Here is a 12171-nt window from a genome sequence, read left to right as displayed (position 1 = left end):
GTCCTTTGTTCTGGCCTTTGACTATTTGAATATTGGATGGGAATATTTGGTGTAAATCCCATTTCCTGTGTTTTTCCATATTTTTTTCGCTCGCTGGTACAATTATTGCTTTTTTATTTCGCGAAGTTTTTTCAAATCAAAAAGCGACAAAATCTAGAAAAGATGCAATACCGAAAAATTCTCATTAAATACGGTGGGAATGCGATGATCAATGAAGCACTAAAAGAAGCAATTTCACAGAAAATAAAAATCCTGCAAGAGCAAGGTACCCAGGTAATTCTGGTTCATGGTGGAGGCCCGTTTATCAACAAATCTTTGGAAGAGGCGGGAATAAAAACCGAATTTTTTGACGGGCACAGGCATACCACTGTGGAGGCCTTGCGTTGTATTGAAAAGACGCTTAAAGGAGAAGTTAACAGCTCCCTGGTCAACTTACTAAATAAACAAGGACTAAAAGCCGTAGGGCTTTCCGGAAAAGACGGGCAGCTGGCCATCGCAGAGAAAAGATGGCATATCGTAAAAGATAAATCGGGTGTCGACAGCCGCCAGGATTTGGGGCAGGTAGGCGATGTGCAAGTAGTCAATCCCCTGTTGCCGGACCTCCTGCTGGAGAACGGCTTCACTCCCGTGGTCACCTGCATCGCCTCGGATACGGCGGGCAACGACTATAACATCAACGGAGACGTTTTTGCTGGAAAAATCGCCGCCTCCCTGCAAGTTGATGCCTACATCGTGCTCACCGATGTGGACGGCTTGTACCGGGACTACCCCGATCCAGCTTCCATTCTGAAAACATTAAAGGTTGAAGACCTGGAGGAGTACATGGGGACGGTCATTCAGGGAGGCATGATACCCAAGATTGAATCCTGCCTGACCGCGCTTAAAGGGGGCGTGAAGAAAGCCGTCATCCTGAACGGTACCCAGCCGGAGCAAATAACCGATTACATCGTCAACCATCATTCTATAGGAACAACCATAACTCACTGAACATGCAAATTTCCAACGAATATTTATATGAGGAGGACAAAAAATATTACCTACCAACATTCAAACGCTTCCCGCTGGCACTGATCAAGGGAAAAGGAAGCCGGGTGTGGGATGCAGACGGGAAGGAGTACATCGACATGTTGGCCGGTATTGCCGTCAACAACCTGGGGCATTGCCATCCCAAGGTGGTTCAGGCCATTCAGGAACAAGCGGCCGAGTTGATTCACATTTCCAACTTTTTCGTTAGCCCGCCACAGGTTGCCTTGAGCAAGCTGTTGGTGGATCTCAGCCGCATGCAGCACGTATTTCTTACCAACAGCGGTGCGGAGTCGGTGGAAGGGGCCATTAAGATTGCCCGAAAGTATGCCTTTAAACAAGGCAAGGGTGGAGACATTATTTCCATGAAAAATTCCTTTCATGGCCGAACCCTGGCCACCATTGCAACCGGGCAGGCAAAATACCAAAAAGGGTTCGCACCCATCCCTACGGGATTTGCGCAGGTGGACTTCAATTCACTGGAGGCGCTGGAAGCGGCCATTACGCCGGACACGGCAGCCGTAATTCTGGAACCCATTCAAGGCGAGGGAGGGATTGTTCCCGCAGAGAAATCCTACCTAAAAGCGGTGAGAAAGCTTTGTGACGAAAAAGGCCTGCTGTTGATCTTTGACGAAATTCAGTGTGGTATCGGTAGGACCGGCCACTTTTTTGCCAAGGATTACTACGCAGTGCAACCCGATATCCTCACCCTTGCCAAGGGCTTGGGAGGAGGCATGCCCATCGGTGCTGTCCTGTGCAACAAAAAGGTGGGAGATGCCATCGACTTTGGGGATCACGGGACTACCTTTGGGGGAAACCCCCTGGCCTCTGCAGCCGCCCTGGCTACCATCAAAACCATTTTGGAAGAAAACCTGACGGGTGCAGCACAGGAAAAAGGAGACTGGCTGATGGGAATCCTCCGCTCCTGGACAAACGAACATCCAATGATCCGGGAAGTAAGGGGATTGGGACTAATGATCGGGGTTCAATTGGACCGGCCCGCCGCACCCATTGTCAAAGCACTTATGGACGAAGGGGTCATTGCCAACGCCACCGCCGAATCGGTATTGCGATTGGTTCCACCCTTGAACATACCCGAAGAGGACCTGGTACAGGTTCTGGATAAATTAAAAGCGATTCTCCGTTTAATCGAAGAAAATGAACACTAAAACTTACCGAATAGGGATTGTGGGTGCATCGGGCTATACCGGCTCGGAACTGGCCCGCATCCTGATCCATCATCCCCAATCCAACCTGGTTGCAATCACCTCCGAATCCCACCGGGGAAAGCGGTTTTCAGACCTTCACGGGCAATTTTCCGGAATTCTGGACACCGTCCTGATTGGGGCAGACGAACTGAATACCGGAGACCTGGATGTATTGTTTCTGGCACTCCCCCACGGAGTGTCCATGGAATTTGTGAAACGCTGGAAGGACTCTGGAATCAAGTTGATCGATTTGTCCGGAGATTTCCGGCTTACCAGTCCGACCGTTTACGAAGAATGGTACAAAAAGGAACATACCTTCCCCGAAGGTTTTGAAACGGCCGTCTACGGCATGCCTGAATTGCACGCGCAAGCCATCCGAAAGGCCAGTCTGGTGGCCAATCCGGGTTGCTACCCGACGGCGTCTATTTTAAGTTTGGCGCCGCTCTTTCATTCCGGAATCGGAATCGATCCGGACGGAGCCATCATCGATGCCAAGTCGGGAATTACCGGAGCAGGTGTAAAAGCCAGCAACACCACGCACTTTTCCAATGTCAACGATAATTTCAAGGCCTATGGTATTGGTAGTCATCGGCATACGGTGGAAATCCAGGAACAGCTTTCGTTTTTAGTAAAAAAATCGGTTAATTTACAGTTTACTCCGCACCTGCTGCCGGTGGACCGGGGGATATTGGCTACCTCCTACCTCCGGATAGAGGGAGGCATGACGCAGCAAAAACTAAATGCCCTGTATCAGGACTTTTACCACGACCAACCCTTTGTCCGCATCCGAAAGCAAGCACCGGCCATAAAGGAGGTGCGAGGCAGCAACTATGCGGATCTATTTCCGTTCTGGGATTCCCGGACAAACCGGGCCATCGTCATTGCCGCCATTGATAACCTGGTAAAGGGTGCAGCCGGGCAGGCCGTACACAACATGAACCTCATGTTGGGAGTGGACGAATCCATGGGGCTGTTACAGGTACCCATGCAACCATAAACGAAACAAAACCATGATTAAAAATATTACCAGTGTAAAAGGAATCAAATGCTGGGGTGCCCATTCCGGCATCAAATCCATGCGACGTGACCTGGCCATAATTTTTTCGGAAGTGCCTGCAGCCGCCGCGGCAACGCTCACACAAAACAGGGTGCAGGCCGAGCCCATTAAAGTCACCCGGAGAAATCTGAAAAATAATCGGGCACAGGTAATCGTGTGTAATGCCGGAAATGCCAATGCCTGTACCGGTGAACAAGGAAGAAAGGGGGCTGAAGCCATGGCAGCGACCATCGCCGAATCCCTGTCAATTTCGCCGGAAGATGTGATCGTCGCCTCTACGGGGCTGATTGGAGAGCCTTTTCCCACCGAAGAAGTCCTCGAAGGAATCAAAACGACGGTACCGAAGTTGTCCAACGATGCCAAAGCCGGTTCCTTTCTGGCCAATGCCATTTTGACAACCGACACCTTCGCCAAGGAGGGGTTTGTGGATTTTGAATGGGAGGGCAAAACCATCTCCATCGGCGGCGTGGCCAAAGGATCGGGGATGATTCATCCAAACATGGCGACCATGTTGTGCTTTTTGGCCTCGGATATCGCCATCGATGAGAACCTGCTCCAATCCACCCTTAAATACTGCGTCGACCGCTCTTTTAACTTGATCACTGTGGATGGAGATACTTCTACGAACGACATGGTGGCGATTCTCGCCAACGGAATGGCCGGAAACACCAAAATTACCAGTGAAAGCGACCCGCTTTACCCGCTGTTTAAAGAGAAATTACAAGAACTACTCATCCACCTGGCCAAATTAATCGTATCGGACGGAGAGGGGGCCTCCAAGTTTGTGGAATACAAGGTATCTAAGGCTATCTCCGAAAACGTTGCCATGAAGATGGTACGAGCGATATCGGATTCCACGCTGGTAAAAACCGCCATGTTTGGCCGGGATCCTAACTGGGGCCGAATTATTGCTGCCTGTGGAAATGCAGGAATCAGCTTTAATTATAAAAAAGCCAACTTGTACCTGGGCGATGCAACCAATCAGGTATTGGTATTGAAGCGCGGAACGCCTACCGAATTCGACAAGAATTACATGAAAAAGTTGCTTCGGGAATCGCATATCAAGATTCACCTGGAACTCAATACCGGTAAACAGGAAGCGACGGGCTGGGGATCGGACCTCACCACCGATTACGTGATGTTTAACTCGGTTTACACGACATAAAAGAAGTAGTGCAGCAGCATGCAAGCAGCCGAAGATCCCTTTCGATCTTCGGCTGCTTTTTTAGTAGCCACCAAGGGCAAGCACATAGGCCGCCCGAATACCCAGGAGACCCAGGTGAAAGGGAGAGGGGCCGGCGTGTTGGTACCGAAGGCTGAACTCCACTTGTTGCAACCGATAGCCCATCTCCACAGCAAAAGCAAACTCCACCTGCCTTTCGGAGTAGGTATCGGGCGAATTCTTAAACCGGTTGACAAACAATGCCCCGCCAAGCTGTGGTTCCAAAAAAAACGGCTTAAAATTCAGGCGGTAACCGGCAAGTACCGGGACCACGTGCAAACTGAGATTTTCTCCATTGGCCAAGGGAATGGAAGAGTCAATGGGAAAATACAGGTAATTTCCCGTTATCGACCATTGTCCAGTCGATCCGGCAGTAAGCAAACCCTTGATAGAGGCGCCAAATCCCGCGGGGAATTGCTGTTGATAGAATTCATTTAGGCTAATACCTGCATCAAATCCGATATTTACCTGGCTCTGTTGCGCCTGGGCCAGGCTTTGCCATCCGAGCAGAAAAAAGAGGAAGCAAAAAAAGAGCGATTTGATCATGTCTACGGCATTGAGTAAGGAAAAGAATAATCCGAAACCCAAGATAGCAAAAAATAGGCAATCGGTGGGCGTTGTTTCGGGGGAATTGGTAGCGACCTATCGGAAAATTTTCTCCAAAATCAGTTTGGGCAGGAAAGGGTATTTTCAAAAAAATGTATAAATTAAGGGGTTTTGTCGTGAAAACGTATGCATCAGACCCCGAATACCTGTATCGTATGGTTTGTTTTAGTGGGCGCCTTCCTGGGTTCCTGCTCCCCAAAAGAAACGGAGGATTCCGAGGCAGTCTGGACCGTTCCGGAAAGTGCCGCAGCGATTGCCAACCCGATACCAGAAGCAGCGGAACACCTCAGGGAGGGACAGGCGATTTACCGATTGTATTGCGAGACCTGTCACGGTGCCACCGGTGGGGGAGACGGGGCAGCCGGTCAGGCCATGGGGAGCCAGCCTGCCAATTTGCAGTCCGAACCCATCCAATCTCAGACAGATGGCGCCCTGTTTTTTAAGCTTACCGAGGGAAGAGGCGTCATGCCATCGTTTCGGGAGGTATTGACGGAAACCCAACGCTGGCAACTGGTGCATCATATTCGGACGTTGAAAAATGCAGACGCGCATGCCGATACGGCCGCCTTGCCTCGGGCGCTTGTTCCGGGTATTTCCATCAGTAGCTGGGCGAAGGTGGCACCCCGTGCCGTGCGTATTTGGGCATCTCGGGATGGGGACTACCTCTGGTACGCTACCTTGCCAGGAGAGGTGTACCGATTGTCTACCGATCGATCGCAGGTGCCAGAGAAAATGCTGGATGTATCCGATCACGGAATCCCACGGCTACAGGGAGCCACCTACTGGCAGGGCACCCTTTATTTAAGTGGAAACGTTCGTGTAAACGACAACAAAGGTACCGAGGGCAGGCTGGTGCGGGTTAGTTGGAATGCCGAAGGCAGGCCCAGGGTGGAAGTGGTGTTTACGACCGAAGCGTATGGCACCACCAATACGCCCTTCGATCACGGCTGGTCTGCATTGCAGGTAAGTGCTGACGAAAAACACCTATTTGTCGTTAGCGGGAGCCGTACCGACCACGGAGAGGTTCAGGATAACCTGGGTGCCTACCCCAATGCCCGGGATGAAGCCCTGACGGCAAAAATTTTCAGAATTCCGCTACACAGCAAGGACCTTTTTTTACCGAATGACCGGGATAGCCTGCAAGCCATGGGCGTCCTTTTTGCAGAGGGGATTCGCAATGCCTACGACCTGGCGTTGGATGGGGAGGGCAGGCTGATTGCGGTGGTGAACTCCGGCGATTACGACCAGAACGAGGACATGATTTGGGTACGGGAAGGACACCATTACGGGTATCCCTGGATGATGGGCGGTATGGAAACACCGCAGCAGTTTCCGGATTGGCTGCCCGATCCGGAGACCGACCCCTTCCTTAATCCGGGGGCCGCTGCCTGGCCCGATGATTTTTACAACGATCCCGATTTTCCCAAGCGGCCAGCTGGCAGGCGGTTCACGCCTGGCTTCCTGAATTTTGGACCCGATGCCGATAAATTCAGGGATAGGGAAACCGGATTGATTCGGGATGCCTCCGATATGGGGATTGGCATGACGACCTTTACTCCGCATTCTTCTCCGCTGGGTCTGGTTTTTGATACCGAGAAACAACTGCCCGGTAGGTTTAAAGGCAAGGCATTGGTCCTGCGCTATACCAATGGGCAGCGTTCGGTGTTGATGCAGCCCTTTACCCCACATGGAAAAGATTTGTTGCTATTGGATCTGGAACCCGATGATGCCGGAACGAATTTTTCGCTTAAAACCTACCGGGTGGCCGAAGGCTTTACCCAACCGGTAGATGCCGTTTTGCTGGGAAAATCCCTGTACGTCATTGAATACGGCGGCAGAGAAAAAGGGGGAACCCTATGGAACGTTTCATTTGATTAATCTACCAAGTGTATGATGCAAATTTGTTGGAAAGTAGCGTTTTTCCTGGTTCTGTTGAAGGATCAGCCGGATCAGCCTTTTTTTTGCCGGTAAATTCACCTATACCAGCGGAAGAATTTGGTTTTTAGATAAATTTTCCGAGATATTTTTTAGTTAAAGTAAATTTTTCATAAAATCAACCATTCCTTTTGTAAAATAATTTTTTTCTTTACCTTTGTAATGTCATCAGGGATTACCTGAGGCGGTAGCACCTCAAAAGAGGTTCAGGAGCTGGAAAAACCAGCGAAGGTTCGAATCCTTCTGTTACAGCTTGGTTATTTTGGGTTTATTGTTAATTGACTTAAGCTATGAAATTTTATTTCATAGCTTATTTTTTTGTCAAAAAACCAGCGCTATTGGCCATACTGGACAGCTATGGAGCAGACTGCGGCCTGGAAAGGTACGCCAGTTCACCAATGTTTGTGTGTCTGAGTGATACCCTGATAAGCCGTTCTTATCAAATATGGAGAAGCGTTCTTTCCATTCCACAACAGCCAATAATGAATTTTATTCAAAGAATTTCTCGGTTCAGGTTTTTGAAAAGCAAAGCCAGTCACTGGCTACCCGAAGTGTAATAGATCAGCAAAAAGCAGCATGGTACAACGAGCAGGAAACAGAACAGATAAATCAGGAAATGCTGATGAGCATGCGTTTAACCGGACCTTCCCAGGCTGAAAGCGGCGGTAAAGAAACACCATCCGCTGGGGTAAATCAAATACACAAATAGCCCGTTTACTTTAGCATGTAAAAAAATAAATTTGATGAAAGGGATAAATTACGTAACCGATGAGAAGGACAGGAAAGTGGCTGGCCAGATAGACCTGAAAACACACGGGAAACTGTGGGAGGATTTTTATGACACCATAGTAGCGGAGCAGAGGGGGGACGAGGAAAAAATACCGCTGGCCGAGGTGATCAGGACCTTGAAAGAGGAAGGCAGGCTGGATTAATATGAGATAACCGTTAGCAAGTCGGCTGCGAAAGAACTGTCCAAGTTGCCCAAGCAGGTGAACAATAAATAAACTCATCGAAGCTATATTGGCCCTGTCAGGGGACCCAAGGCCGGCCGGTGCCATAAAGCTTCGCGGAGGGTCTGAAAACTGGCGTATCAGGGTATGTGATTATAGGGTGGTGGATGTCATAAAACTAGATCACAGAAAGGACATTCACGACTGATCAGCCACGCTGTTTCTCCATGAGTATAAAACCCCAAAAGATCGCCAAGATTAAGGACAGCGTTCACAGCTAAAGTGGCGTTCGTCATCGTCATCCGGCAAAAAGCCACGCCAGCCCGGCGCCGCAGCCTTCCACGAATAGTTTAAAAATATCAAGTGTTCCAGGCAGTTGTACCGTTCGCCGCAGGCGGATGCTCGCCTGCCCGCAAACCGCCCCACTCCCTTGCTTTTTGCCCATACCCGCCGGATCAGGGGCTTTCTTTTTTTCCGTTATTTTTAAAGAATGTTTACAAAAAGGAAACCCGGATACCTCTTCTTTTTCGTGCCTACAGGCAGATAAATTTTCAACTGAAAAAGAAAAAACTATCTCTATGGTTGTGGTTGTCCAAAGGGGCGAATCGTTTTATTCGAACAAGACAAAACTACATAACAGGTACGGCCAGCTCAAAAGGTTGATATAGTTTTCGACAGGCATCGGATTGAAACACCCCGCTTTTTCACTAAATGGGCCAAATCCTTTACTATTTTTTCAAAGGGGTCTTGGGGCATGGCTTTTGCGCCATTACAAACAGGAATCCCGTGGGTGTACTTGCGGGAAATTAGGCGATTTCTCACTAAAAGTCTACTTTACCTATAGAGAAATACATCATGATTTGTAGTGATTTTTGTCATGTTTTTCCCTATTTCCTTCTTCTACCTTTGAACCATCAAAACAGCCTGGTAGCACACCGTTAGAGCAGTATTTGCTATCATTTGACCTAAACCAATAATACCATGAATTATTTTACAAAAACAGCTGCATTGCTTTTAATTGCGGTTTTCGCGATCGGCAGTAACCGGTCTTTTTCTCAGCAAGCCTATGCGATCGGGCCCGATCCCGAAATGAAAGTTTCAGGTACCTCCACCCTGCACGATTGGGACATGGTTTCGGAAGAAGCTACGGGCGAAGCAACGCTTCGTGTATCGGCAGGGAAAGTCACGACCATTCAATCTGCCCAAATTTCAATGCACGTAACGTCCCTCAAAAGCGGAAAGAGGCAAATGGACAACAATGCCTACGAAGCCCTCAATGCTTCCGAGTATCCGGAAATAACTTTTGAACTATTGGAGGCCAACCAGGACGGGGGAAACGATTGGAAAGCATCCGGCACGCTTCAAATTGCAGGCGAGACCCGCACGGTACCCTTCCAATTGCAATTGTCCCCGGAGGATGAGTCAATTTCTTTGTCCGGATCCGCGGAAATTAAGCTAACCGACTTTTCTGTCGATCCACCCACGGCGGTTTTTGGCACCATCAAGACCGGGGACGAACTGACCCTTCACCTAAAAATGAAACTAAATCCAATAAATTAATCCAATAACTTTTACCATCATGAAAAAGAATATTTTAATCCTGGCAGGGGCTATTTTATGCTCGTTTAGCAGTCTGGCCCAGCAACGAGACATGCAATTTTGGAGAGCGTATGATCAGCGTGGCATCAATGTGTTTGAGACCGGAAAGGCCGACACCGTTGCTTTTGACGGCGTTCGGGTGCGCATTGGAGGCGCATTTGCCCAGCAATTTCAATCCCTGAGTCACGAAAATGCTGCCACCCCATTTCTAAATGACAACGGCATCAATACCAATCAATTGATGGATATTGGGTCGGGTTTCAACCTGGCAACGGCTAACCTAAACATCGACGTGGCCCTGGCCGATGGGGTGCGCTTGAATCTAATCACCTACCTGTCTTCCCGACACCACCCGGAAACCTGGGTAAAAGGAGGCTACTTGCAGTTCGATAAACTCCCTTTTTTAAAGAGTGAAACATTTGATCAGATCATGGAGAAACTGACCATCAAGGTAGGACACATGGAGATCAACTACGGAGATTCCCACTTCCGCAGGTCTGACAACGGAAACGCATTTTATAACCCCTTTGTAGGAAATTACATCATGGACGCTTTTGCAACGGAGATCGGAGCAGAGGTAATTTATCAGGACAAAGGTTTTTTAGCAGTCGCTTCGATGACCGGTGGGGAGATACAAGGAGGCGTAACCAACCCCTCCCGACGGAAGCCGGCGTTCATCGGAAAGCTAGGCTACGACAAAACCCTGGATAACGAGCTCCGCCTTCGCTTGACCGGTTCGATGTACACGACTTCGGGTTCCGTCAACAATACGCTGTGGTCCGGAGACAGGGCTGGGTCCCGCTACTACCTGGTCATGGAAAACACACTGGCCTCTACCTCTGGAAATTTTACCTCCGGGCGATTCAATCCGGGCATGCGGGATAACGTGACCGCTCTGGTACTCAACCCATTTGTGTCCTACGGCGGGCTGGAGCTTTTTGGCACCCTGGAGCAATCCAAAGGAAAAGCCGCGAATGAAACCGAAGACCGCACCTGGAACCAGCTCGGGGTCGATGCCGTCTACCGCTTTGGTTCCATGGATAAATTTTACCTTGCAGGTCGGTACAATCAGGCGGGTGGCGAAATGCCCAACGGTTTGGAACCCAGCATCTCCCGGGCGCAAATTGGAGCCGGGTGGTTTATTACAAAAAACATCCTGGCCAAATTGGAGTACGTGAGTCAACAATACCAGGACTTTGCACCAACCGACATTCGAAACGGCGGTTCGTTCAACGGCCTAATGATTGAAGGCGTGATTGGCTTTTAGAAACCGACAATTTTTACCCAATGCGTATCGCTCTGTTACTGGCTTGCTGCCTCACCCTACCGGGGCTTGTCGAAAAAGACACCCTGATTATTTATCACAAGGAAATCATTGTGAAGGGTAAAACCTCCGTGGGAAGTTTTGAGTGCAGCTACGACAGCCAGGATGGGGGCGATACGCTTGTTTTTAATAGGCCGTCTCCGGTAAATTCCTCCCTGCATTTCGAAATTCCGGTAAAGGATTTCGGATGCGGAAATTTTTTACTCAACCACGATTTCAGAAAGACCCTAAAAGCCGAAGAATATCCAACCTGCGCGGTATCAGTCGATCGGCTTAGCAAAGTTGGCCAGCAAATTTTTGGGACGATTCGCGTGCGTATGGCCGGGACTGATCTGTGTTTGGAAAAGGTTTCGTTCGGTCAACGAGAAGGCCGGTTGCGGGGAAACCTACAGCTTTCCATGGATCAACTCGGGCTGGATGCCAGCAGCCGACTGGGCGGATTGGTGCAGGTAAACGAGCAGATCGACCTGGAAATCAACCTGTACCTGGAACCTTCCTGAACCCTGCCTAAATGTCTTCTATGGGTAATTCCAGTCGAATTTTGTCCCAGCTCATGCTGAGAATGCCCGCCCCATCACCCGTTGGTTCAATCGCATAGGTGAGACGCTGAACGGTATCGGCCAGAACAATGGGGCTAGTTTCAATACGCAACAAGTCTTCTTCCGGGTCGTACGCTTCGGCCAGGTGCTGATCGTAGGTTTTATTTAGAATCAGGGTCCATTTCTCCCGTCCCGGAATGGTGAAAAAACCGTACCAGCCGGGTGGTATCGATTGCTGCTGTATGCGAACCTCCTCCGAAAAGTGCACGGCCGTTGCCCAGTGGGAACCGGTGACCCAGACCTGATCGTAGGAGACCAGCCCGTTCCAGATTACCCGGCCTCGAACACCAGGAGATCCATAGTTGACCGTTATTTGTACATCGCCAATGGTACCAATCGCTTCCCGCCGCGCACTTCCTTTGAAGGTATCCGCAAGGTACCCCTTATTTACACTGTCGGCATACGTCTCCATATAAAGCAGGTGTTCTCTTTCCAATTGGGATAGGCTGTCTGATTTGTCCAGATTGTCAGACGTACCGCCACCATTTTGGTCTTTTTCGCCGGATTGGCAGGACACGGCAAGTATACTAACCAGGATAAGGAAGGAAAAAACTACTGGTTTCATGGCTTAACGAATAGGTTTTGATGTAGGGAAAATACCTGCTAGCAAAACTACAACTTATGCACAATTCCCACAACGATTTTTGC

Annotated in this window: 12 protein-coding genes; 10 read left to right on the top strand and 2 right to left on the bottom strand. The window is 49.4% G+C overall.

What is annotated here, in order from left to right:
- Window positions 1-162: 162 nt before the first annotated feature.
- From argB to argJ, 4 genes are read left to right on the top strand one after another with little or no spacing between them, the layout of a single operon-like run.
- The gene (argB, locus tag BMW71_RS18630) at window positions 163-987 is read left to right on the top strand and encodes an acetylglutamate kinase (RefSeq protein ID WP_092177650.1); all 825 of its coding nucleotides are present in this window, start codon (window positions 163-165) and stop codon (window positions 985-987) included.
- 2 nt (window positions 988-989) lie between these two features.
- Window positions 990-2192, top strand: coding sequence for an aspartate aminotransferase family protein (locus BMW71_RS18625; protein ID WP_092177496.1), 1203 nt, complete (start codon window positions 990-992; stop codon window positions 2190-2192).
- On the top strand, window positions 2182-3228 hold the full coding sequence (argC, locus tag BMW71_RS18620) for an N-acetyl-gamma-glutamyl-phosphate reductase (RefSeq protein ID WP_092177494.1): 1047 nt from the start codon (window positions 2182-2184) through the stop codon (window positions 3226-3228). Before BMW71_RS18625 ends, argC begins: the two co-directional genes overlap by 11 nt.
- A 13-nt stretch (window positions 3229-3241) precedes the next feature.
- Window positions 3242-4453: a bifunctional glutamate N-acetyltransferase/amino-acid acetyltransferase ArgJ gene (argJ, locus tag BMW71_RS18615; protein WP_092177492.1), complete on the top strand. Its 1212-nt coding sequence runs from the start codon at window positions 3242-3244 to the stop codon at window positions 4451-4453.
- Window positions 4454-4513: 60 nt separating this feature from the next.
- Here argJ and BMW71_RS18610 read toward each other — a convergent pair whose 3' ends face one another.
- Window positions 4514-5098, bottom strand: a complete 585-nt coding sequence (locus BMW71_RS18610; protein ID WP_143057683.1) for an outer membrane beta-barrel protein — start codon at window positions 5096-5098, stop codon at window positions 4514-4516.
- 144 nt (window positions 5099-5242) lie between these two features.
- Between BMW71_RS18610 and BMW71_RS18605 the strand changes: the two genes are divergently transcribed.
- The 6 genes from BMW71_RS18605 to BMW71_RS18580 all read left to right on the top strand — a co-directional run bounded on the left by BMW71_RS18605 (window position 5243) and on the right by BMW71_RS18580 (window position 11424).
- A complete protein-coding gene (locus BMW71_RS18605; protein ID WP_092177488.1) occupies window positions 5243-6994 on the top strand; it encodes a c-type cytochrome in 1752 nt (583 codons plus the stop codon).
- A 502-nt stretch (window positions 6995-7496) separates the two neighbouring features.
- Complete coding sequence (locus tag BMW71_RS18600; protein WP_092177486.1) at window positions 7497-7760, top strand: hypothetical protein; 264 nt, start codon at window positions 7497-7499, stop codon at window positions 7758-7760.
- 34 nt (window positions 7761-7794) lie between these two features.
- On the top strand, window positions 7795-7983 hold the full coding sequence (locus BMW71_RS18595; protein ID WP_092177483.1) for a hypothetical protein: 189 nt from the start codon (window positions 7795-7797) through the stop codon (window positions 7981-7983).
- A 999-nt stretch (window positions 7984-8982) separates the two neighbouring features.
- Window positions 8983-9561, top strand: coding sequence for a YceI family protein (locus tag BMW71_RS18590; protein ID WP_092177481.1), 579 nt, complete (start codon window positions 8983-8985; stop codon window positions 9559-9561).
- A 19-nt stretch (window positions 9562-9580) separates the two neighbouring features.
- Window positions 9581-10867, top strand: a complete 1287-nt coding sequence (locus BMW71_RS18585) for a hypothetical protein (protein ID WP_092177479.1) — start codon at window positions 9581-9583, stop codon at window positions 10865-10867.
- Window positions 10868-10887: 20 nt separating this feature from the next.
- Window positions 10888-11424 carry a hypothetical protein gene (locus BMW71_RS18580; protein ID WP_092177477.1) on the top strand — a complete coding sequence of 179 codons (537 nt, stop codon included), beginning with the start codon at window positions 10888-10890 and terminating at the stop codon, window positions 11422-11424.
- Window positions 11425-11431: 7 nt separating this feature from the next.
- Here the strand turns inward: BMW71_RS18580 and BMW71_RS18575 are convergent, their stop codons facing one another.
- Window positions 11432-12088, bottom strand: coding sequence for a DUF2911 domain-containing protein (locus BMW71_RS18575; protein ID WP_092177475.1), 657 nt, complete (start codon window positions 12086-12088; stop codon window positions 11432-11434).
- Window positions 12089-12171: the final 83 nt, after the last annotated feature.

The organism is Cyclobacterium xiamenense (assembly GCF_900109255.1).
GTDB classification, from domain to species: domain Bacteria; phylum Bacteroidota; class Bacteroidia; order Cytophagales; family Cyclobacteriaceae; genus Cyclobacterium; species Cyclobacterium xiamenense.
The sequence above is the reverse complement of the archived record's forward strand: the minus strand, read 5'-3'. Positions and strand labels throughout refer to the sequence as shown.